This window comes from Nocardioides sp. T5 (assembly GCF_048161455.1).
Taxonomy (GTDB): Bacteria; Actinomycetota; Actinomycetes; order Propionibacteriales; family Nocardioidaceae; genus Nocardioides.
Genome location: NZ_CP182415.1, coordinates 391,220 through 411,905, shown reverse-complemented (window position 1 = coordinate 411,905; position 20,686 = coordinate 391,220). Strand labels below are relative to the sequence as shown.

The following is a 20,686-nucleotide window of genomic DNA, read 5'->3' as shown; positions in this document are numbered from 1 at the left end:
CGCGGCGGCGTAGTCTCGTCGCACACGAGCGGAGGCGCCCATGGCCAAGAGCGACGGCACGCACGGCGAGCCGGGTGCCCGTCCGCCCCGCGACGACCGTTACAACGCTGCAGGACGCCTGCGCGGGTCGGTCTACGACGTCGAGATGGAGCGGCTGCAGGAGCAGCTGGTGCTGCTGCAGTACTGGATCCAGTCGCAGGGCCTCAAGGTCCTGGTGATCTTCGAGGGGCGCGGCTCGGCGGGCAAGGGCGGGGTGATCAAGCGGATCACCGAGCGCACCAGCCCGCGCACCGTGCGGATCGCCGCGCTCCCCAAGCCGACCGAGCGCGAGCGCAGCCAGTGGTACTTCCAGCGCTACGCCGAGCACCTGCCCGCCGCCGGCGAGATGGTCCTGTTCGACCGCAGCTGGTACAACCGCTCGAACGTCGAGTGGGTGATGGGCTTCTGCACCGAGGAGCAGCACCAGGAGTTCCTGCGCAGCTGCCCGGAGTTCGAGCGGATGCTGGTCCGCTCGGGGACCGTGGTCCTGAAGTACTGGTTCTCCGTGAGCGCCGAGGAGCAGGAGCGCCGCTTCGAGGCCCGCAACGCCGAGCCCCTCAAGCGGTGGAAGCTCTCGGACATGGACCTGGCAGAGCGCGAGCTCTACATCCGCTACTCGATGGCGAAGGACACCACCTTCCAGTACACCGACATCAAGCAGGCGCCCTGGTACGTCGTCCCGTCGGACGACAAGCGCGCTGCACGCCTCAACTGCATCAGCCACCTGCTCTCGCAGTTCGACTACGAGGACGTCGCGCCCGACCCGGTCGTGCTCCCGGAGGTGAAGGACATCCCCTACGTCCGCACGCCGATGCACGAGCAGACCTTCGTGCCGCAGCTGTTCTGAGCCACTCGGACGCCATGGAGGTCGAGCTCGCCGAGGTCCGCGACTTCCTGGCCGACCACGCGCCGTTCGAGCTCCTGCCCGCCGCCGAGCTCTCGGCGCTGCCCCGGCGGTGCACGATCCGCTACGCCAGGCGCGGCAGCGTCGTGCTCGAGGTGGGCGACCGCGGCGACGGGCTGTACGTCGTCCGCTCGGGCGCCGTGGAGGTGCGCGACGAGACCGGCGAGCTGGTGGACCGGGTCGGCACCGGCGAGGCCTTCGGGATGAGCTCGCTCCTGGAGCACCGGCCCACGCGCTACCGCTGCACCGCGGTCGAGGACACCCTGCTGCTGGTCCTCGAGCCGTCGGCGTTCGAGGAGCTGACGCACGCCCATCCCGACGTCGCGACCTTCTACGCCACCACCCACCACGCGCGGCTCTCCCGCGCCATCGGCAACCTGCAGCGCGCGACGTCCGGCAGCACCGCGCTCGGCACCCGCGTCGGTGACCTCGTCACGCGCGAGCCGGTGACGACCACGCCGACCGCGTCGGTGCGCGACGCCGCAGCGGCCATGGCCGACGCCGGCGTCTCCTGCATCCTCGTCGTCGAGCACCTCGCTCTCGTCGGCATCGTGACCGACCGCGACCTGCGCAACCGCGTGCTCGCCGCGGACCTCCCGCCCGACCGCCCGGTGCGGTCGGTGATGACTCCCGACCCGGTGATCCTCCCTGCCGACGCCCTCGCCTTCGAGGCGCTGCTGGAGATGGTGAGCCGCGACATCCACCACCTCCCCGTCGTCGACGACGCCGGGCGCCCGGTCGGGCTGGTCACCACCACCGACCTCGTGCGCCTGGAGAACGCCAACCCCGTCTACCTCGCGGCAGCCATCGGGGGCCAGACGTCGCTGGCCGGCGTCGTGGCGGAGGCCCCGGGCATCCACGCCGTGCTCGGACAGCTCGTCGAGCGCGACGTCAGCGCCGCCGACATCTCGCGCGTGGCGACCGCGCTCGGCGACGCCGTACGACGGCGCGTGGTGGCGCTGGTCGAGGAGGAGCTGGTCGCGGAAGGCCTGGGGCCGGCGCCGGTGCCGTACAGCTGGGTCGTGCTCGGGTCGGCCGCGCGGGACGAGGAGGGGTTCACCGCCGATCAGGACCACGCGATCGTGCTGGGCGCGGAGCCCGACGCAGCCGGCACCGCCTGGTTCGCCGCGCTGGCTGACCGGGTCACGGTCGTGCTCGAGCAGTGCGGCTGGCCGCGCTGCCCCGGGGACGTGATGGCCACGAACCCCCAGTGGCGACTGACCGTCCCGCAGTGGCGCGCGCTCCTCGCCGACTGGTCACGCGAACCCCGGCCGGACGCCGTCCTGCACACGGCGGTCTTCCACGACATGCGCCACCTCGCCGGCGACCGGGAGCTCACCGAGCAGGTGCACCTGGCCTCCGTCAGCACGGCGTCCCCGCGCCTGCTCGGCCACCTGTCGCGCCAGGCCCTCTCGATGCGACCCCCGCTCGGCTTCTTCCGCGGCTTCGTGCTCGAGCGGCACGGCGAGCACCGCGACACCCTCGACATCAAGCGCCCGATCTCCGCGGTCGTCCAGCTCGCGCGCATCCACGCGCTGAGGTCCGGGTCGCCGGCGCTGTCGACGCGCCGACGACTCGCCGCCGCGGCGACGGCGGGCACGATGGACCGCGACACGGCGACCGAGCTGACCGACGCCCTCGAGCTGATGTCGTACCTGCGGCTGCACCACCAGGCGGCGCAGGCGCGGTCGGGCCTCACGCCCGACAACTTCCTCCGGCCCGCCGACCTCACCCAGCGGCAGCGGCGCCACCTGCGCGACGCCTTCGAGATCGTGCGGTCCGCGCAGCAGAGCCTGTCGAGCCACCTGCCGCCGGGGTTCGAGTGAGGGCGCGCCTCTCCCTCCTCCGTCGCCCCCGGCGTCCCGACCACTACCCGCCGGGTCCGCTGCGGGACCTCGCCGCGGCGCCACCACCACCCCCGACGACCCCGGTGTCGCAGCTCGAGCTCCTCGCGCTCGACCTCGAGACGACCGGCCTCGACCCGCGCACGGACCACGTCCTGTCGCTCGGGTGGGTGCCCGTCGTGCGTGGGCAGGTGCTGCTCGCCGAGGCGCACGAGCACCGGGTCCGCCCGCCCGAGGGCGTGGAGGTCGGTTCCTCGGCGACCCTCCACCGGTTGACCGACGACGCGCTCGCCGACGCCGCGTCGCTGACCGAGGTGCTCCCGCTGCTGCTGGACGCCCTGCGGGGGCGGGTGCTGCTCGCGCACCACGCCGCGCTCGAGCTGGACTTCGTCGGTGCCGCGACGACGGCGGCGTACGACGCCCGTCCGCCGCTGACCGTGGTCGACACCCTGGCCGTCGAGCACCGCCTCCGCGCCGACGTCAACGGCGAGGTCCACGGCTCGCTGCGGCTCGACGCGGCGCGCCGCGCCCACGGCCTGTCCGGCTATGCCGCCCACCACGCCCTCACCGACGCCCTCGCGGCCGCCGAGCTGCTGCTCGCGCAGGTCGCGGAGCTGGAGCGGCGGCTCGGTCGCGAGGTGCTGCTGAGGGACCTGCGGCCGCGGCGATCGGGATAGCGCACGACCGACCTGCCGACCGTTCACCCGCGGGGGTGGAGGACCGCACCTGCCTACCCCGTCGGCCCCGGATCATTCGGATCGCAAGGGTGTTTTGTCGTGGTCCGGCGCCCGGCAACGTGGAGGACTCACACCGAACGAAAGGACACCCCCCGTGGACATCGGTGACAGCTTCCAGCGGACGACCGACGGCATCTTCGACTTCCTGCCGAACCTCGTCGGCTTCCTCCTCATCCTCCTTGTCGGCTACCTCATCTCCAAGGTGGTCGCCGGCATCGTGCGCAAGGTCCTCGACAAGGTCCACCTCGACCGGCGCCTCCACGAGAGCTCCGCCAACCGGTACGTCGACGCGGTGCTCCCCGGAGCGTCACCGGCCGCGGGCATCGCCCGGGTCGTGTTCTGGCTGATCTTCATCTTCTTCATCACCGCGGCGATCGGCGCGCTCGGCATCCCGGCCGCGACCAACTTCATGAACCAGGTCCTGGCCTACCTGCCCAACGTGATCGTGGCGATCCTCATCTTCATCGTCGCCGCGCTCCTGTCCGGCGCCGTGGCCGGCGCGGTGGTGCGCTTCATGGGCGACACCCCGACCGGCAAGGTCGTCGGCACGGTGGCCCCGGCCATCATCATGACGATCGCGCTCTTCATGATCCTCGAGCAGCTCCAGATCGCTCCCGAGATCGTGCGGATCGCCTTCACCGCCATCATGTTCGCCCTCGCCCTCGGTCTCGCCCTGGCCTTCGGCCTGGGTGGTCGCGACCTCGCCGCCGACCTGCTCCGTCAGGCGAAGGACAAGGGTGGCCAGGCCGCCGACCGGGCCAAGCACGACGCCCACGTCGGTGCCGACCGGGCCCGCGACGAGATGGGTGGCCGTCGCGACGACGCGCTCGGCAGCTATGACACGCCCTCCAACTACCCGACCAGCGTGGACCCGGAGGCGACCCAGCACATGCCGCCTCCCGCCCGCTGACGCACGCTCCCGGAGACGGCCCCCACCCTCGGGTGGGGGCCGTCTCGTCGTGGGATGCCTGCGGTCAGACCGCAGGCAGGAGCACGTCGGCGATCGCGCGCGCCTCCCCCAGCGGGTCGGCGGGTTCGCCGCGCAGCAGGCTGGCGAGCGCCCCGCTGTAGACCACGAGGAGCCGGGCGACCATCACGTCCGGGTCGGGCACGCCCGCCTCCTCGACGAGCACGCGCAGCCGCGACACCAGGGCGGCGGTGTCCGCGTCGACCAGCCGGAGGACGGGGTCCGCACCGGCACCGCCCGGACGCTCCGAGGCAGTCGCGAGGAAGCAGCACCACTGGGTCGTGCCCGACACGCGCCGGAACTCCACCAGCGCGTCGAAGAGGGCCAGCACCCGTTCCCGCGGCGTCGGGGCGGCCTCGATCGCCGCCTCCCACTGCGCCGTCCACGCCGCGAGCCGGCGCTCGAGGACCGCTTCGAGCAACCCGTCCTTGCTGCCGACGTGCTGGTAGAGCGTGGCGATCGCGACCCCCGCGTCGGCGGCGACCCGGTCGACGCCGGTCACCCCGATGCCGTCGCCGAAGAAGAGCCGCTCGGCGCTGTCGAGGATGCGTTCGCGGGTCTCGTTCCTGGCCACGTGGGAAGCATAACGTCCGTTATGGTAGAACGATCGTTATGGTCTCGACGGCAGCCCCCGACGTCCGCGCGCCCGCCCGGAGCGTCGCGGTGGCGCTGGCCGGCACCCTGCTCATCGCCTCGACCTACGGCATGGCGCGCTTCGGCGTCGGCCTCTTCGCCCCGCGTCTGGTCGCCGAACGCCCAGGCCTGGAGCCGGTCGTCGGGTGGGCGGCCGCGGCCCAGTTCGTCTCGTACGCGGTGGCAGCGACCATCGCGGCACGGGTCTCGGACCGCCGGCCTCGCGCTCTCGTGCTGGCCGCAGGGACCACGGCCGCGCTCGGCTGCCTCGGGGTCGCCACGACCGCGTCCCCGACCTGGTTCGTCGCGCTCGTGCTCGTGGGTGGCGCAGGCGCCGGGCTGGCCTCGCCCGCGTTGGTACGCGTCGTCGACGCGGTCACCCCGCCCCGCTCGGCCGCGACCGCCCAGGCCCTGGTCAACACCGGGACGGCGGTCGGCGTCGTCGTCGCCGGCGTGCTCGCACTGGCGGTGCCGTCCACCACCGTCGCCTGGTGGACCATGGCGGCGATCAACGCCCTTGCCGCTGCTGCCGTGCTCCTCCTCGCGGGGGGCCGCAGCGGGCGCGACGGTACGGCGACCGCGACGGCCAGCGGGTCGTCGTACGACTGGAGACCACTGGCGACACCGGCCGTGGCAGCGGTGGTCGCCGGCGCGGGCTCGGCGCTCGTGTGGTCCTACGGTCCGCTCATCGCCACCGGGTCGGGGCAGGTCGCCGACAGCAGGGTCGGGCTGCTGTGGATCGTGCTCGGGATCGGCGGGCTCGCAGGCCCGCTGACCGGCCGGCTGGTCGCGGGTCGCGGCCTGGCCGGGGCGTGGAGCTGGTCCGTCGGTGCGGTCGCCCTCGCCTCCGTCGCGCTCGCCGCGGCCGTGGGCCTGGGCCTCGCGTGGCCGGCGTACGTCGCGATGGCGTGCTTCGGCGCCGGCTACATGTGCCTGTCGGGTGTGCTGATCCTGTGGGCCCGGGACGTGTGGCCCGAGGCGGCCGGTCGCGGGACGTCGGTGCTCTTCGTCGCGCTCGCCGTGGGCCAGGCGCTCGGCGCGGTCGGCTTCGACGCCTGGCGCGACGTCGCCGGCGGAGCAGGAGCGGCGGCCACCGCCGCCCTGCTCTGCCTCGCCGGCGCGGTGGTGGTCAGGCGTCGCTGACGTCGATCAGCACCTTGCCGACCGCCCCGTCCTCGACGGCCGCATGGGCCTCGGCCGTCCGCTCGAGCGGGTAGCGGTGCACGGGGAGGCCGCGCTCCTCGCCGACGCCGAACGCGCTGTCGGCGACCGCGGCCGCGACGTCGTCGGCCGCCGCGCGCAGCGCAGCCTCCCCGACCGTGTAGAGCAGCACCCACTGGAAGCGGGCGTTGGTCGAGAACGTCTCGCGGACGCTCAGGGTCACCTCGTCGCCACCGTTGTTGGCGTAGATCGCGATCGTGCCGCGCGGCTTGATCACGCGCAGGTCGAGCCGGAGGTTCTGCGCGGGCGCCACCTCGACGACGATGTCGACGCCGTCGGGGGCCAGGCCGCGGACGGCGTCGGCGGTGTCACCGTCGCGGTAGTTCACGGTGTGGTCGGCGCCGGCAGCCGTCGCGAGCCGCGCCTTGTCGTCGCTGCTCACCGTGGCGATGACGGTCGCGCCCGCCCACCGCGCGAGCCTGGATCGCGGCGTTGCCGACCGCGCCGGCGCCGCCGGCGACGAGGACCGTCCGACCGGACAGGGCGCCCGGGGCGAGCCGCTCGGGGCCGTCCTCGGAGGTGGTCAGGGCCCGGTGGGCGGTGATCGCCGGGACGCCGAGCGAGGCGCCGGCGTCGTACGACGCCCCGTCGGGCAGCGTGGTCAGGCGGGCCACCGGCAGCACGACCAGGCTCCTGGGCAGTGCCGCCGGGGCGCTGGTGCTGCGCCAGCATCGTCCAGACCCGGTCACCCACCGCGAGGCCCTCGACGTCGGGGCCGACAGCGTCGACGACGCCGGCGCCGTCCTGGCCGGGCACGACCTCGGGGAACGCGAGCCACCCATGCCGCCGGCGCGGAACTTCCAGTCGGTCGGGTTGACGCCGGCCCGGACGATCCGCACCCGGACCTCACCCGGACCCGGGTCGACCGCCTCGCGCTCGACCACCTCGAGGACCGAGCCTGTCGCCTGTCTCGGTGTAGACCACGGCACGCATCGCGCTTCTCCTTCGTCGGGGGACGTCTCGTCGGGCCCAACGTACGAGGGTCGCGGACTATGCCGCCGCCGCTCAGGTCGTCCCGAAGCGCCACTCGAGGGTGGCGGCGTACGTCTCCCCGGGCGCAGGACCGCCGACGGCCACTCGGGGTGGTGGGGCGAGTCGGGGAACAGGCGCGGCTCGAGCGCGACGCCGTCGCTCTGGCGGTAGCGGGCGCCGCTGGTCGAGCGGCGGGTGCCGTCGAGGAAGTTGCCGGTGTAGACCTGCAGGCCGGGTCGGTCGCTCCACAGGCTCGACAGCCGTGCGCGTCCTCGGCGAGGCGAGCACTGCGGCCCGGCGCAGGCCGTCGCCCCGTACGACGTAGTTGTGGTCGATGCCGCGCGCGTCGACGACCTGCGGGTGCTCGGCGCGGATCGCCGGGCCGATGGGGGTCGAGGTGCGGAAGTCGAAGGGCGTCCCGTCGACCGGGGCATGGCCGCCGGCCGGGATGCCGGTGGCGTCGACCGGCGTGAACCCGTCGGCCTCCACGAGCAGGCTCGTGGTCGTCGACGGTGCCGGACCCCTCGCCGTCGAGGTTGAAGTAGGCGTGGTTGGTCAGGTTGACCACCGTCGGGGCGTCGGTCGTCGCCTGCATGGTGACCCGCACGACGTCGCCGTCGACGTCGTACGTGACGCGGGCAGTGACCTCACCGGGGAAGCCCTGGTCGCCGTCGGGGCTCACCAGCGACAGCACCACCTGGTCGGGGCCGTGCGACTCGACGTCCCACAGGCGTACGTCGAACCCGTCGGGGCCGCCGTGCAGGCTGTTGCCCCGGTCGTGCGTGCGCACCTCGACCTCCGCGCCATCGAGGGGGAACCGGCCCCCGGCGATGCGGTTGGCGTACCGGCCGATGGTGGTGCCCCCGATGTAGGTGTCGGCCGCCAGCCGCTCCTCCACGTCGGGATGACCGAGGACGACGTTGCGCCGCTCGCCGTCCCCACAGGTGACGACCAGGCGGTGCACCGTCGCGCCCAGCGTGAGCACCTCCACGACGGGGCCCGGCTCGGCGCCGATCGTCAGCAGCCGGACCTCACGTCCGTCGGGCATCCGGCCGAAGGTGGTCTCGCGCGTCGCGTCGTGGGTCACGGGCTCATCCTCCGGCATCACGCCCGCGAGGGAGACAGCCCCGCGGGCTCCGTGGACGCTGAGAGACTGGGGCGGTGTCGGAGGACAGAGCCACAGAGATCGCCGCGAACCGGAGGCTCTGGGCGATCGTGAACGAGCGCTACACCGACGCCGCGGCCGAGAGCATGTGGCGCCGGGCGGAGATGATGTGGGGCCTGTTCGCCGTGCCCGAGGCGCAGGCGGGCGTCCTGGGCGACGTCCGCGGCCTGGACGTCCTGGACCTGGCTTGCGGGACCGGTTACGTCGCCGCCTGGCTCGCACGCGCAGGTGCCCGCCCGGTCGCGCTGGACTTCTCCGGTGAGCAGGCTCGCCACGGCACGGCACCTCCAGGCCCGGCTCGGCCCCGACTTCCCGCTGATCCAGGGGGACGCGGAGCGGTGCCGCTGGCAGACGGACGGTTCGACCTCATCGTGAGCGAGCACGGCGCGGCAGCCTGGTGCGATCCGGAGCGCTGGTTGCCCGAGGCCGCCCGGCTGCTGCGACCCGGCGGCCGGTTGGCCTTCCTCACCAACAGCAACCTGTCGACGCTGTGCGTTCCGGCCGAGGGCGGCGTGGCCCAGGACCAGGCCTGCTGCGCGGCCAGCGCGAGGTCCATCGGGTTCAGTGGCCGGGCGGCGGGTTCGAGTTCCATCCGTCGCACGGCGAGTGGGTCAGACAGGCGCGCCGTTCCGGCTTCGTGATCGAGGCTCTGCACGAGCCTGTACGCGCCGGCCGACGGCCTCGACCACCCCTTCTACGAGATCGTGTCCCCGGCGTGGGCGACGGCGTGGCCGGCGGAGGAGGAGCCTGTGGGTGGCGGTCCTCGACCAACCCCACAGGTAGAAGCCTCCCTTGCGGACGTCGAGGACGGCGAGGTCCCGCCCCGGGCTGACGGCTCGATCGAGGTCGACTGGGGTGGACCCATGCCGATCGCCGCGAAGCGGGCGCCCGCACCCGTTCGCCCACGTAGCCCCCACCTCTTCAAGCACTCCACACTGGTGCCCGCCACGCCCGAGCAGATCGAGGAGAACGGCCTCTGCACTCACTGCGAGAAGGAGGTCCGCGGCGAGGGTCGGACGTACGTCGACGACCTCGACGAGGCCATCCGTCGTTTCGGGCACCGGACCGACGTGGCGCGACGACTGATCCTCGAGGCCCTCGGCGACGTGCCGCACGATGCCGTCTGGATCCCCGCCAGCGAGTCCTACATCGCGCTCGGTCACGATGGACAGGCAGTGGCGTGGGTCGGGAAGGGGTACGTGGAGGTCAAGGGCCGACCGGTGGTGGAGGCTCCCGTGGTTCCAGGATCAGGGAGCCGGCGGGCGCACCTCCCGCGACGAGGCTCGCGGTCAGGCCAGTGCGAGGTCCACTTCGTCGAGAAGTCCATGGTGGGCGACTGCGAGATGTGTGACTGACCGCCGAAGACCGCCACCGCAGTCCTCGTCCCGAGCCCCCCTCGGCCTCTTGTTGATCGAACACCTGTTCGATACAATGAATCATGTCGTCAGCCGCCCTCCAGTCGCAGTCGCCCCCGGCGGCCGATGAGGTGTCGGTGAGGGAGCGCTGGGCTGCGCCACGCGCGCCCTTCGCGCCCGCCGTCTGGCGGAGGTGGAGGAGATCCGGCTCGCCGTCCAGTGGGCCGTGACCCAGGGACATCCGCGCGACGATCGCGATCCCATGGTGACGCCAGGCGGTGACGGCACTCCCCGGTCCGCGACCACGCCATCCCCGAGCCTGGCCATGGCGCGCGAGACGCACCCGGCAACGACGCGGGCGCTGATCGCCGACGGCCTCGACCTCGTGCACCGGCTGCCTCGGACGTGGGCGGTGGTCGAGGCGGGTGACTGCGAGCCGTGGGTGGCGCGCAAGGTGGCCGTCATCTCTCGCGCACTGCTGGATGACCAGGTGACTAAGGTCGACCGCGCCGTCGCGAAGGCGATCGGCGGCCACGCCCCTCGACGGTCCTCGAGATCGCCCGGGCCAAGGTCATCGAGGCCGACCCCGAGACCCACCGCGCCGAACGCGAGCGGTCCCGCCACGAGCGCTACGTCCGCCTCTCCCGCACCGACGAGTTCGGCTACCGCCACATCATCGCCCGCGTCACCGCCGGCGACGCCGCCTGGATCGATGCCATGGTCGACCGCGTGGCCGACATCCTCGCCGAGACGATGGGCCACGACCACAACCACGACGAGCTCCTCCCCTCGCCATGGGCTGGCTCGCCCGGCCGGTCGACCTCCTCAAGGCTCCTCCTCGAGCACACCAACGGCGGCGCGGGCACGGACTCCGGTGCGCCCGGGGAGCCCGGTGAGTCCGGTGAGCCCGAGCAGCCCGCGTGGGCACCCGACCACATGGCCGACACCGTGGACCGGCTCTGTTCACTCCCCGCCCGCAAGGCGGCCAGGCTCCGCGGCCGCGGACGCCTCTTCGTCCACCTCACCGACGACGCCCTCCGCACCGGGCGGGGAGTCGCCCGGGTCGAAGGCGTCGGCCCCATCGACGTACGACAGGCTCCACGAGGTCCTCGGCGACGCCGACGTCACCCTCACCCCGGTCCTGGACCTCGCGCAGCGTCGTCGCGTCGACGCCTACGAGCACCCCGAGGTGGTCAAGGACCACGTCTGGGTCCAGACGGGCGGCGACCACTTCCCCTTCACCCCACGCACCGCCACCCGCGACGGCGTCGACTTCGACCACGCCGTCCCCTACGACGACACCGGCCCACCCGGCCAGACTGGCCCCCACAACTCCGGCCCCCTACGCCGACGCCACCACCGCACCAAGACCTACGGCGGGTTCACCACCCGCGTCGTCGGTCCCGGCCGCCACCTCTGGCGCACACCCCACGGTCAGGCGTTCCTCGTCGACCACACCGGCACAAGACGGGTGCCAGACCACCAAGCATCGGCGATGGCCGAGGCGATCGAGGACGGCGTCGAGCTCCACTTCACCCCGACACTGCTGGAGTACGTGCCGGTCTGACCGGCGCTCATCGCGGCGCGAGGTCACGGCCTGGGCCGGCCGATGGTTGTGGCTCCGCGTTCGAGGGCGCTTCCGCGGCGCCCGCACCTCGCCGAGGATGCTGCATTCCGCCGCCTGTCAGCGCCGAGGCGCCGTTGCCGGACCGCCGCCATCCAGAACCCGGTCGTTTCGCATTCGGAACTGCTTGGACGCTCGCTCGCCCATACTCTCTCCCATGACGTTCAGGTCGTCCCTCGTTGCGTTCTTGGTCGCCGCAGGGATCGCAGTTGTACCTCCTGGCCATTCCGCCAACGCCGCCCCCGCCGGCTCGAGCGTCACCGCACTTCCTTCTGTGAGTCTGGCCGAGTACCGACAGCTCCGCCCAGGCATGACGCTCCAGCATGCTCAGAGGATCATGGGCACGTCCGGCACCCTTTTCAGCCAGGGACACGGCTATATGAACCGCGACTATCGCGGCTGGCAGGCGCCCCGTGGCCGAGTCTGGGTGCACGTCACGTACCGAATCCGTTCCGGCGTATGGCGACTGGAGTTCAAGTCCGCTCAGGTGCCCACCGCGGGCGACGGCTGGTGACCGGCCGTCGAACGGGTTGTGGCCGCGGGGCGGTCCGGCGCCAACTGGCAACGACCCTCAATGGAGCCGGTGTCTCGATGAGACAACCTGCGACCTTCGCCGCGATCCGGCGTGGTCCGACTCTTCGTCAGGGAGTCAGCGCGGGGCAATACTGAAGACTGTTGACTGAGATGGCGCGTAGTTCTTGGTGCCGGCGAACTTCAACCGGAAATTGATGCCTCCCCGGGCGCCGTTCGGGTTCGACACCCAGTGGGCGACCCCGTATCGGTTGGTCCTCTTCGAGACTTCGTAGTCATCCCACCCGAGGAAGTCCCACCACAGGTCGACTCGCTGGCCAACCACGGGCCTTCCTCGACTCGTCAGGCGGCCGGTCCACTGCCAGCCAGCCAAGCCGTACGGCGACTTCTTCACCACCAACTTGGTGGGTACTGGCCGTGTCACGGCCAAGCGGACCTGGGTCGTAGCGAAGCGGGTCTCGACCGGAGACAGGTAGTAGTCGTTGACGACGACCTTGACGCTGACGGTGTAGACGCCGGAGGTGAACTCCTTTCCGCAGCGGGGGTAGATGCTCCCGCGGTGGGAGGTGCCTTCTTCCATCCAAGCGCGGTCAGACCCGAAGCCTTTGTCACCCTTGTTGCGGAGCGTCGCTGTGACGTCGTACGAGCCACCCTCGGGCAGCGCGCCTGGTGCCACTGAGTATCGGATCGGGGTGCCGCACGATCCCGCGTTGATCCTGACCACGCTGGTAGACGCAGTCACCGAGGCCGTGCCATCGCTGGACCGGAGATGCTGCTCCGAGGCTTGGGCAGGCGGCGCAAGAAGCAGGCCTGCAATCAGCAGTGATACAGCGAGCTTGATGGTGGACAACAAGATCTCCTTCAGCGGCTCGGACAGTTCCCGCGGAGTCGGTCAGGGCCCGAGTCAGGCTAGTCAGCCGTTGTGCTCCTGTCTTTGAGATCTGAGCGCCCGTCTCGTGCTCACGGACACACCACCGGTCCGGAGTTGCTGCCCCTCGATGACGGCGATCTACGCGACTCTTCGCCGCCCCGCTGTCCGCGCGGTCGCAGAGGTGACCCAATTCGCCGCGAAGGGCGCGCACTCACCCCCGACTGATTCGCCGCCACCCGCCTCGGCGGTTGCGGTCGACAATCTCGGAGGATGCCGACGATCGCGTTGTGGCAGCGATCCGCCGCTCACCAGCGCGCGTGGACCTGCTCCCGGATCCGCCGGTCGTAGAGGTCGGCCACGCCCTCGAGGAACGAGGCGGGCAGCTCGCCGACCAGACCGGCGGCCGCGTTGGCCTGCGCCTGACCGACGTTGCGAGCACCCGGGATGACCGTCGAGACGCCCGGCTGCTGCCAGATCCACGCGATCGCGGCCTGCGCGGGGGTGACGTCGAGCCCGGAGGACCGGACGAGCGCGGAGAACTCCTGCGCCGCCTCGACGCCGGTGGCGTAGTCGACGCCGGAGAAGGTCTCGCCGACGTCGAAGGCGCTGCCGTCGCGGTTGTAGGTGCGGTGGTCGTCGGCGGCGAACGTCGTGTCGAGGTCGTACTTCCCGGACAGCAGGCCGGAGGCCAGCGGCACCCGGGCGATGATCCCGACGCCGGCAGCCCGAGCAGCCGGGAGCACCTCGTCGAGCGGCTTCGTCCGGAAGGCGTTGAGGATGATCTGCACGCTGGCGACGCCGGGCCGGGCGATCGCGCTGAGCGCCTGGGCTGCGGTCTCGACGCTGACGCCGTACGCCGCGATGACGCCCTCCTCGACGAGGCGGTCGAGAACGTCGTACGTCGCGTCGTCGTCGATGACCTCGCTCGGCGGGCAGTGCAGCTGCACGAGGTCGATCGTGTCGACCCCGAGGTTCTTCCGCGACCGGTCGAGCCAGGAGCGGAAGTGGGGCTCGACGTAGTTCGCCGGCACCTGGTCCATCCGCCGGCCCATCTTGGTCGCCACGGTGAACCCGGCGTCCGGGTGGGAGGCGACGAAGCGGCCCACGAGCTGCTCGCTGCGTCCGTCGCCGTAGACGTCGGCGGTGTCGAAGAAGGTGACGCCCGACTCGGCCGACGCCTCCAGCACAGCCGTCGCGTCGGCCTCGCTGACGTCGCCCCAGTCAGCGCCGAGCTGCCAGGTGCCGAGGCCGACGACCGAGACCTCGCGGCCGGTCCTTCCAAGCGTGCGGTGTTCGATGCGGATCAGTCTGTCAGCACGTCACCGGTGGGCGGAGCGCCACTCACGCCACCGCCGGTCGAGGCCACGGGAGTCCTCCTGGACGAACCGGAGGTAGTCCCGGGTCTCCTCGACCCGCTCGCGGCCCGCGGAGCCCTCGGGCAGCAGGTCGACCGCCTCCTGGACGGACGCGATGATCACGTCGAGCACCGGCAGCCGGGCGGCCTGGATGGTGCCCCAGATGTCGCCGTCCCGGACGCGGAACAGGTCGCCGCGGCCGGCCGGATTGCGCTCGCGCACGACGAGGTGGGTGTCGGAGAGGTAGCGGACCGCTCCCGAGATGGCGGCTGGCGACACGTCGAGGCCGCGGGCCAGGTCGGCGGCGGTGTAGACGGACTGGTCGTCAGCGAGGATGAACGCGAAGACGCGGGCCGGCATGCGGGGCAGACCCATCGTCTCCAGGGTCTGTCCCAGCCGTTCGACGGCACGCGAGAGGTCGTTCACGGTCTCACTATTACAAACTTCACAACGTTGTGAAAGTTGTGCCACACTCGCAAGCATGGCTGTCATCGAGCTCCACGACGTCGTCAAGACCTTCGGCGCCACCCGCGCGCTCGACCACCTCGACCTCACGGTCGAGCAGGGCGAGGTGCACGGCTTCCTCGGACCCAACGGCGCCGGGAAGTCCACCGCCATCCGCGTCCTCCTCGGGCTGCTGCGGACCGACTCCGGTGTCGCCTCGATGCTGGGCGGCGACCCGTGGCGCGACGCCGCCACCCTGCACCGACGGCTCGCCTACGTGCCGGGCGACGTCTCGCTGTGGCCCAACCTGAGCGGCGGCGAGGTGATCGACGTACTGGCCCGGATGCGCGGCGGGCTCGACGAGGCACGACGCCAGCAGACGCTCGAGCGCTTCGACCTGGACCCGACGAAGAAGGCCCGCACCTACTCCAAGGGCAACCGACAGAAGGTGGCGCTGGTCGCGGCGCTCGCCAGCCGGGCCGACCTCTACCTGCTCGACGAGCCGACGTCGGGGCTCGACCCGCTGATGGAGGCCGAGTTCCAGGAGGCCGTCCTCGAGCTCAAGGACGAGGGCGCCACCATCCTGCTCAGCTCCCACATCCTCGCCGAGGCCGAGGCGCTCTCCGACCGGATCAGCATCATCCGCGCCGGGCGCGTGGTGCAGTCCGGGACGCTCGCCCAGCTGCGCCACCTGACCCGCACCACCGTCATCGCCGAGACCGACCGACCCGCCACACAGCTGGCGAGCGTGCCGGGCGTCCACGAGCCCGAGCTGCATGGCAACCGGGTCACCTTCGACGTCGACTCCGACCACCTCGACGAGGCGGTCCGCGCACTCTCCGGCCTCGGCGTACGCTCCCTCGCCGCGCACCCGCCCACGCTGGAGGAGCTGTTCCTGCGCCAGTACGGCGACGAGGTGACCGCATGAGGACCACCCCAGCCACCAGCTCGGTGACCGGCGTCGGCCACCTGCTGCGCCTGATCCTGCGCCGCGACCGGGTGCGGCTGCCGCTGTGGCTGGTCGGGCTCGGCGGGTCGATCGTCGCGAGCGCACTCGCCGTCCCCCCGCTGTACGACACCCCCGAGAAGGTCGCGGGCTACGCCCGGACCGTCGGCGCCAGCCCGGTGAGCTACCTGATGTCGGGCCGCCAGGTCGGCCTCGACACCCTCGGCGGCATCGTGGCCAACGAGATCTCGCAGGTCGCCCAGCTCGGTGTCTGCCTGATGGTCGTGTTCCTCGTGGTGCGCCACACCCGCGCCGAGGAGGAGTCCGGGCGGGCCGAGCTGCTCCGTTCGACCGTCCTGGGCCGCCACGCCGCCACCCTCGCCGGACTCGTGTACGGCGTCACGGCCGCGCTGCTCCTCGGCGCCATCACGTCGATCTCGATGCTGGCAGCGGGCCTGCCTGCGGGCGGCAGCCTCACGTACGGCGTCGGACTGGCGCTGCTCGGGGTGACGTACACCGCGATCACCCTGGTCGCGGTCCAGATCTCCACCTCGGCCCGCGGGGCGCTCGGCCTGGCCGGGGCCGCCGTCGCCGTCGGCTACCTGGTGCGAGGCATCGGCGCGATGCAGGACAACGCCCTCGTCTGGCTGTCCCCGTTCGGGTGGGCGCAGGGCATGAACGCGTTCGGGGACGAGCGCTGGTGGCCCGCTCTGATCCTCCTCGTGTTCACCGCGCTCCTGCTGTGGCTGGCCGCGCGGCTGATGGCGCACCGCGACTTCGGCGGCGGGCTCATCGCGACCCGTCCCGGCCCCGCGCGGGCGGGCCGGCTGCTCGACACCCCGTTCGGCCTCGCGACCCGGCTCCAGCGCGGCCTGCTGGTCGGGTGGGCCGTCGGGCTGTTCCTGCTGGGCGTGCTCTACGGCGCCGTGATCCCCACCGTCCCCGACCTCATCGAGTCCAACCCCGAGATGGCCGACGTCGTCGGCGCCTCGGGCCAGGCCGCCGAGGACGCGCTCGTCGACGCCTTCCTCGGCTACATCTACCTCTTCATGGCCGTCATCGCGTGCGGCTTCGTCGTCGCGTCGGTGCTGCGCCTGCGGGCCGAGGAGGAGGCCGGCCGCGCGGAGGTCGTCCTCGCGACACCGGTCAGCAGGACGTCCTGGATGGCCGCGACCACCACCCTCGCGCTCGTCGCCGCCGTCGCGCTGACCGTGCTCATGGGGCTCGGGCTCGCTGTCGGCTACGGCATCGGCAGCGGCGAGTGGGACCAGGTCCTCACCCAGGTCGCGGGCCAGCTGGCCTACCTCCCCGGCACGCTCGTCGTGGGCGCCCTCGCCGCGGCGCTGTACGGCCTGCTGCCGCGCGGGACCGGGATCGCCTGGGCCGCCGTCGCGCTCATCGCCCTGCAGGTCGTGCTCGGTCAGCTCCTCGGCCTCCCCGACGCCGTCCAGGCCATCTCGCCGTTCTGGCACCTGGCCGCAGTGCCCGTCGACGACTTCGAGGTCGTGCCCTACGCCACGCTGGTCCTGATCGCCGCCGTGCTCGTCGCGGCCGGGCTCTGGGGCTACCGGCGACGGGACGCCGTCGCCGGCTGAGCCCTCATCGCCCGGTCAGTCCTTGCGGTCGCCCTTTGCCTGCTCGTCGTCCTGCTTCGGGGCGTCCTCCTCGAGCTGGTGGTACTGCTCCGCGCTCAGGTAGCGCCGCATCGCGGACTCGATCGCCGCCGCGGAGGACCCGCGGGACGACCCAGCGGTCTCCCTGGCCTCGCGGGCAGCGCGCATCGACTCCGCCTTCGCCATGTCGTTCATGACGTCACCTCCTCCATGTCCCAGCACACCGCTGGCGGGGGCGCGCGAGAAGTGCCGTTGTGCCTTGGGCACAGGGACCTCGGGGCCGGTGGTCCCGGGACGGGTCTCACCCCACGAGCAGCACGTGAAGCGTCCGCGGACCGTGGACGCCCTCGACGCGGTCGAGCTCGATGTCGCTCGTGGCCGACGGCCCGCTGATCCAGGTCGTCGGACGCGCTGGGTCGAGGAGCGCGATCGCGTCGGGGACGTCGGGGACGACCTGGCTCACGTCGACGATGCACACGTGGAGGTCGGGCACGAGGCTGATCGCTCGGCGCCCCTGGTCGGGCGCGTGGTCGAGCACGATCGTGCCGGTCTCGGCGATGCCGACGCGGGCGCGGGTGACGACGGCGTCGATGCGGTCGAGCTCGGCGGCCGTGAGTCCGTCGTCGACGACCGCACCGTCGATCTCGAGATCGAGACCGGGAGGTACGACGACGCTGGCGCCGGCGAGCGCCCCCGCCACCGCGGCCGCCAGGTCGGCGGCGGCGCACCGCGTGACGACCGCGCGGTAGTCGGCCACCCGTTCGTCGAACAGCGCAACCAGGTCCCCGCGGTCGGGGACGCGGGGGGCGGCCGGGACGGCGACGGCGGGCGACGCCTCGGCGAGCGCGGCACGCACCCGGCCGAGGATCTCGTCGCGGGCGCTCATCGGGCGCTCCCGTCCCGGCCGCCGTCTGTGCGGTCCCACCACTCGCGGAAGGACTCGGGGGGCGGCGCTGGCAGGGCTCGTGCGCCCGTCCAGCCGGCGGCCGGCCCGGGCAGGCGACCGGCGGCGGTGCGGCCGCCGGGCAGCGTCGTACGGGAGAAGCGGCCGAGGACGCGGCCGGCCAGACCGGAGGCCTTCTCCGCCCACGCGAGCCGCCGGGAGTCGGAGAACGCCCAGGCTGCGGTCTTCATGGCGACGGCCTCGGCCTTGGGCACCCGGTCGCCGCGGTGCGAGTCGACGACGGCGGCGCGCTGGTCGACCAGCACCGACGGGATGTCGATGCGGACCGGGCAGACCTCGAAGCAGGCGCCGCACAGCGACGAGGCGTAGGGCAGGGACGCGGTCTGCTCGTCGGCGACGCCGTTGAGGAGGGGGTTGAGGATCGCGCCGATCGGGCCCGGGTAGACCGAGCCGTAGGCGTGGCCGCCGACCCGCTCGTAGACCGGGCAGACGTTGAGGCAGGCCGAGCAGCGGATGCAGCGCAGCGCCTGCCGCCCGACGTCGTCGGCCAGGGCGCGGGTGCGGCCGTTGTCGAGCAGGACGACGTGCACCTCCTGCGGACCGTCTCCGGGCGTCACGCCGGACCAGGTCGAGGTGTAGGGGTTCATCCGCTCCCCCGTCGACGAGCGCGGCAGGAGCCGCAGCATCGGGTCGAGGTCGGACCAGGTGGCGACGACCTTCTCGATGCCGACGACGCTGACCAGCACCTCGGGCAGGGTCAGGCACATGCGGCCGTTGCCCTCGGACTCCACCACGACCAGGGTGCCCGTGTCGGCGACAGCGAAGTTGGCGCCGCTGACCGCGACCTTGGCGCGCAGGAACTTCTCGCGCAGGTGCTCGCGGGCAGCACCGGCCAACACCGCCGGCTCGTCGGTCAGGTCGTCGGGCGCGGGCCGCCCGACGTCGCCCATCCGGCGGCGGAAGATCTCGCGCACCTCAGCGCGGTTGCGGTGGATCGCCGGCACCAGGATGTGCGAGGGCAGGTCGTCGCCGAGCTGGACGATCAGCTCGGCCAGATCGGTCTCCCACGCAGCGATGCCCTCGACCTCGAGGGCTTCGTTGAGGCCGATCTCCCCGGTGGCCATCGACTTCACCTTCACCACCTCGTCGACGCCGTGGCCGCGCGCGACCGACGCGACGATCGCGCACGCCTCCTCGGCGTCGCGGGCCCAGTGCACGGTCGCGCCGGCCCGGGTCAGCGACTCCTCCAGGGTCTCGAGGTGGGTGGCCAGGTCGCGGAGCGCCGCCTCCTTCACGGCCGCTCCCGCGAGCCGCAGCTCCTCCCAGTCCTCGACCTCGGCGACGACCGCGGCCCGCTTGTCGCGGATGGTGCGGGTGGCGTGGGCGAGGTTGCGGCGCAGCTGGGTGTCGCCCAGCGCCTCGCGGGCGGCGGTCGGGAAGGCCGGCATGCCGACGAACGTGCCACTCATGCGTCGTCCTCCTCGGTCGACGCCAGGACCTCAGCGAGGTGCATGACGCGTACGCCGGCGCGCTGGCGCGACAGCAGCCCGCCGACGTGCATCAGGCAGGAGTTGTCACCGGCGACCAGCACCTCGGCGCCCGTGTCGCGCACGTGGCGGGCCTTGTCGGCGCCCATCGCCACCGACGTGTCGGCGTTCTTGAGGGCGAAGGTGCCGCCGAAGCCGCAGCACTCGGTGGCCATCGGCAGCTCGACCAGCTCGATGCCACGCACCGCCTCCAGCAGCCGGGTCGGGCGGTCACCGACCCCGAGCATCCGCAGGCTGTGGCAGGTCGGGTGGTAGGTCACCCGGTGCGGGAAGTAGGCGCCGACGTCGGTCACCCCGAGCACGTCGACGAGGAACTCGCTCAGCTCGTAGGTCCGGGGCGCGGTCTCCGCGACCGCCGCCGCAAGCGCGGGGTCGCCGGACCGCTCGGCGACGATCGAGTGCTGGTGCCGCGCCGACCCGGCGCACGAGCCCGACGGCGTGACGATGGCGTCGTACCCCGCGAACGCGCCGACGAAGGTGCGGACCACCGGCACGGCCTCGTCGAGGTAGCCGGTGTTGACCATGGGCTGGCCGCAGCAGGTCTGTGCCTGCGGGAAGTCGACGTCCACCCCGAGACGGCGCAGCAGCCTCACGACGGCCTTCCCCGTGTCGGGGAACATGGCGTCGTTGACGCAGGTGACCTGGAAGGCGACCCTCACGCTGGCGATCCTTGCACGCGGGCTCGGCGCACCGACGTATCAGATCCCTCCGTCCGGCCTCCTGAACAGGTGGACGAGAAACCGACGGCACGAGCCTCGGCCGTGCTCGGGAGGGACCATGCAGGTGGTGTACCGCGTCGCCTACGCGCCGGGGCCGGACGACCCACCCGAGCGCGACCGGATCGTGCGGGACTTCGCCGGCCCGACCGGCCGCGAGGCCCAGGAAGAGGCACACCGGTGGGCGGCCAGCCGCAACCGGCAGCGGCCACCCGAGCTCCGGAGCCAGTGGCCCTGGGTGCTGGAGCGCTGGAACGCGCGGACGCGGGACTGGGAGCACGTCAGTCACCTCCGCTAG

Annotated in this window: 21 protein-coding genes and 3 pseudogenes; 11 read left to right on the top strand and 13 right to left on the bottom strand. The window is 72.6% G+C overall.

The window, feature by feature from the left end; translation table 11 throughout:
• Nucleotides 1-40 precede the first annotated feature (40 nt).
• The 4 genes from ppk2 (at nucleotide 41) to ACNKF0_RS01935 (ending at nucleotide 4,434) form a co-directional block, all read left to right on the top strand.
• Complete coding sequence (gene ppk2, locus ACNKF0_RS01950; protein ID WP_299929117.1) at nucleotides 41-886, top strand: polyphosphate kinase 2; 846 nt, start codon at nucleotides 41-43, stop codon at nucleotides 884-886.
• Nucleotides 887-900: 14 nt separating this feature from the next.
• Nucleotides 901-2,769, top strand: coding sequence for a putative nucleotidyltransferase substrate binding domain-containing protein (locus ACNKF0_RS01945; RefSeq protein WP_416955302.1), 1,869 nt, complete (start codon nucleotides 901-903; stop codon nucleotides 2,767-2,769).
• A gap of 104 nt (nucleotides 2,770-2,873) precedes the next feature.
• A complete protein-coding gene (locus ACNKF0_RS01940) occupies nucleotides 2,874-3,464 on the top strand; it encodes an exonuclease domain-containing protein (RefSeq protein ID WP_416955300.1) in 591 nt (196 codons plus the stop codon).
• Between the two features lie 154 nt (nucleotides 3,465-3,618).
• Entirely contained in the window at nucleotides 3,619-4,434 is an 816-nt protein-coding gene (locus ACNKF0_RS01935) for a mechanosensitive ion channel family protein (protein WP_299929108.1), read from the top strand.
• Between the two features lie 64 nt (nucleotides 4,435-4,498).
• Here the strand turns inward: ACNKF0_RS01935 and ACNKF0_RS01930 are convergent, their stop codons facing one another.
• On the bottom strand, nucleotides 4,499-5,065 hold the full coding sequence (locus ACNKF0_RS01930) for a TetR/AcrR family transcriptional regulator (protein ID WP_416955298.1): 567 nt from the start codon (nucleotides 5,063-5,065) through the stop codon (nucleotides 4,499-4,501).
• Between the two features lie 38 nt (nucleotides 5,066-5,103).
• Between ACNKF0_RS01930 and ACNKF0_RS01925 the strand changes: the two genes are divergently transcribed.
• Nucleotides 5,104-6,267 carry an MFS transporter gene (locus ACNKF0_RS01925; protein WP_416955296.1) on the top strand — a complete coding sequence of 388 codons (1,164 nt, stop codon included), beginning with the start codon at nucleotides 5,104-5,106 and terminating at the stop codon, nucleotides 6,265-6,267.
• Here ACNKF0_RS01925 and ACNKF0_RS01920 read toward each other — a convergent pair.
• The 5 genes and pseudogenes from ACNKF0_RS01920 to ACNKF0_RS01900 form a co-directional block, all read right to left on the bottom strand.
• Nucleotides 6,254-6,727 carry a zinc-binding dehydrogenase gene (locus ACNKF0_RS01920; protein WP_416955294.1) on the bottom strand — a complete coding sequence of 158 codons (474 nt, stop codon included), beginning with the start codon at nucleotides 6,725-6,727 and terminating at the stop codon, nucleotides 6,254-6,256. The genes ACNKF0_RS01925 and ACNKF0_RS01920 overlap by 14 nt on opposite strands.
• Complete coding sequence (locus tag ACNKF0_RS01915) at nucleotides 6,724-7,101, bottom strand: alcohol dehydrogenase catalytic domain-containing protein (RefSeq protein WP_416955292.1); 378 nt, start codon at nucleotides 7,099-7,101, stop codon at nucleotides 6,724-6,726. The genes ACNKF0_RS01920 and ACNKF0_RS01915 overlap by 4 nt, the downstream gene beginning before the upstream one ends.
• 347 nt (nucleotides 7,102-7,448) lie before the next feature.
• Nucleotides 7,449-7,547: pseudogene (locus ACNKF0_RS01910) on the bottom strand (hypothetical protein); the annotation flags it as partial.
• A gap of 106 nt (nucleotides 7,548-7,653) precedes the next feature.
• A pseudogene (locus ACNKF0_RS01905) lies at nucleotides 7,654-7,806 on the bottom strand (galactose-1-epimerase); the annotation flags it as partial.
• Between the two features lie 67 nt (nucleotides 7,807-7,873).
• Nucleotides 7,874-8,365, bottom strand: a pseudogene (locus tag ACNKF0_RS01900) (galactose-1-epimerase); the annotation flags it as partial.
• A 167-nt stretch (nucleotides 8,366-8,532) separates the two neighbouring features.
• On the opposite strand from ACNKF0_RS01900, the gene ACNKF0_RS01895 reads away from it, so the two are divergent.
• The 3 genes from ACNKF0_RS01895 (at nucleotide 8,533) to ACNKF0_RS01885 (ending at nucleotide 11,404) form a co-directional block, all read left to right on the top strand.
• Complete coding sequence (locus ACNKF0_RS01895) at nucleotides 8,533-9,123, top strand: class I SAM-dependent methyltransferase (protein WP_416955290.1); 591 nt, start codon at nucleotides 8,533-8,535, stop codon at nucleotides 9,121-9,123.
• A 222-nt stretch (nucleotides 9,124-9,345) separates the two neighbouring features.
• On the top strand, nucleotides 9,346-9,837 hold the full coding sequence (locus tag ACNKF0_RS01890) for a hypothetical protein (protein ID WP_416955288.1): 492 nt from the start codon (nucleotides 9,346-9,348) through the stop codon (nucleotides 9,835-9,837).
• A 901-nt stretch (nucleotides 9,838-10,738) separates the two neighbouring features.
• Entirely contained in the window at nucleotides 10,739-11,404 is a 666-nt protein-coding gene (locus ACNKF0_RS01885) for a hypothetical protein (protein ID WP_416955286.1), read from the top strand.
• A 706-nt stretch (nucleotides 11,405-12,110) separates the two neighbouring features.
• On the opposite strand, the gene ACNKF0_RS01880 is transcribed toward ACNKF0_RS01885, so the two are convergent.
• From ACNKF0_RS01880 to ACNKF0_RS01870, 3 genes are all read right to left on the bottom strand, one after another.
• On the bottom strand, nucleotides 12,111-12,842 hold the full coding sequence (locus ACNKF0_RS01880; RefSeq protein ID WP_416955284.1) for a hypothetical protein: 732 nt from the start codon (nucleotides 12,840-12,842) through the stop codon (nucleotides 12,111-12,113).
• Nucleotides 12,843-13,168: 326 nt separating this feature from the next.
• Nucleotides 13,169-14,161: an aldo/keto reductase gene (locus ACNKF0_RS01875; RefSeq protein WP_416958388.1), complete on the bottom strand. Its 993-nt coding sequence runs from the start codon at nucleotides 14,159-14,161 to the stop codon at nucleotides 13,169-13,171.
• Between the two features lie 21 nt (nucleotides 14,162-14,182).
• The gene (locus tag ACNKF0_RS01870) at nucleotides 14,183-14,644 is read right to left on the bottom strand and encodes a GbsR/MarR family transcriptional regulator (RefSeq protein WP_416955282.1); all 462 of its coding nucleotides are present in this window, start codon (nucleotides 14,642-14,644) and stop codon (nucleotides 14,183-14,185) included.
• Between the two features lie 55 nt (nucleotides 14,645-14,699).
• Between ACNKF0_RS01870 and ACNKF0_RS01865 the strand changes: the two genes are divergently transcribed.
• The gene (locus tag ACNKF0_RS01865; protein WP_416955280.1) at nucleotides 14,700-15,590 is read left to right on the top strand and encodes an ATP-binding cassette domain-containing protein; all 891 of its coding nucleotides are present in this window, start codon (nucleotides 14,700-14,702) and stop codon (nucleotides 15,588-15,590) included.
• Nucleotides 15,587-17,203: an ABC transporter permease gene (locus ACNKF0_RS01860; protein WP_416955278.1), complete on the top strand. Its 1,617-nt coding sequence runs from the start codon at nucleotides 15,587-15,589 to the stop codon at nucleotides 17,201-17,203. The genes ACNKF0_RS01865 and ACNKF0_RS01860 overlap by 4 nt, the downstream gene beginning before the upstream one ends.
• Nucleotides 17,204-17,218: 15 nt before the next feature.
• Here the strand turns inward: ACNKF0_RS01860 and ACNKF0_RS01855 are convergent, their stop codons facing one another.
• From ACNKF0_RS01855 to ACNKF0_RS01840, 4 genes are all read right to left on the bottom strand, one after another.
• Nucleotides 17,219-17,416 carry a hypothetical protein gene (locus ACNKF0_RS01855; protein WP_416955276.1) on the bottom strand — a complete coding sequence of 66 codons (198 nt, stop codon included), beginning with the start codon at nucleotides 17,414-17,416 and terminating at the stop codon, nucleotides 17,219-17,221.
• A gap of 106 nt (nucleotides 17,417-17,522) precedes the next feature.
• Nucleotides 17,523-18,107, bottom strand: coding sequence for a LutC/YkgG family protein (locus tag ACNKF0_RS01850; protein ID WP_416955274.1), 585 nt, complete (start codon nucleotides 18,105-18,107; stop codon nucleotides 17,523-17,525).
• The gene (locus ACNKF0_RS01845) at nucleotides 18,104-19,594 is read right to left on the bottom strand and encodes a lactate utilization protein B (protein ID WP_416955272.1); all 1,491 of its coding nucleotides are present in this window, start codon (nucleotides 19,592-19,594) and stop codon (nucleotides 18,104-18,106) included. The genes ACNKF0_RS01850 and ACNKF0_RS01845 overlap by 4 nt, the downstream gene beginning before the upstream one ends.
• On the bottom strand, nucleotides 19,591-20,331 hold the full coding sequence (locus tag ACNKF0_RS01840; RefSeq protein WP_416955270.1) for a (Fe-S)-binding protein: 741 nt from the start codon (nucleotides 20,329-20,331) through the stop codon (nucleotides 19,591-19,593). The genes ACNKF0_RS01845 and ACNKF0_RS01840 overlap by 4 nt, the downstream gene beginning before the upstream one ends.
• A 127-nt stretch (nucleotides 20,332-20,458) precedes the next feature.
• Here ACNKF0_RS01840 and ACNKF0_RS01835 point away from each other — a divergent pair, with 127 nt between their 5' ends.
• Entirely contained in the window at nucleotides 20,459-20,686 is a 228-nt protein-coding gene (locus ACNKF0_RS01835; protein WP_416955268.1) for a hypothetical protein, read from the top strand.

Bases quoted from the DNA above. Each gene is read 5' to 3' on its own strand.
- ppk2 (WP_299929117.1), top strand. From the start codon at position 41: ATGGCCAAGAGCGACGGCACGCACGGCGAGCCGGGTGCCCGTCCGCCC.
- ACNKF0_RS01945 (WP_416955302.1), top strand. From the start codon at position 901: ATGGAGGTCGAGCTCGCCGAGGTCCGCGACTTCCTGGCCGACCACGCG.
- ACNKF0_RS01925 (WP_416955296.1), top strand. From the start codon at position 5,104: ATGGTCTCGACGGCAGCCCCCGACGTCCGCGCGCCCGCCCGGAGCGTC.
- ACNKF0_RS01890 (WP_416955288.1), top strand. From the start codon at position 9,346: ATGCCGATCGCCGCGAAGCGGGCGCCCGCACCCGTTCGCCCACGTAGC.
- ACNKF0_RS01865 (WP_416955280.1), top strand. From the start codon at position 14,700: ATGGCTGTCATCGAGCTCCACGACGTCGTCAAGACCTTCGGCGCCACC.
- ACNKF0_RS01860 (WP_416955278.1), top strand. From the start codon at position 15,587: ATGAGGACCACCCCAGCCACCAGCTCGGTGACCGGCGTCGGCCACCTG.
- ACNKF0_RS01855 (WP_416955276.1), bottom strand. From the start codon at position 17,416: ATGAACGACATGGCGAAGGCGGAGTCGATGCGCGCTGCCCGCGAGGCC.
- ACNKF0_RS01850 (WP_416955274.1), bottom strand. From the start codon at position 18,107: ATGAGCGCCCGCGACGAGATCCTCGGCCGGGTGCGTGCCGCGCTCGCC.
- ACNKF0_RS01845 (WP_416955272.1), bottom strand. From the start codon at position 19,594: ATGAGTGGCACGTTCGTCGGCATGCCGGCCTTCCCGACCGCCGCCCGC.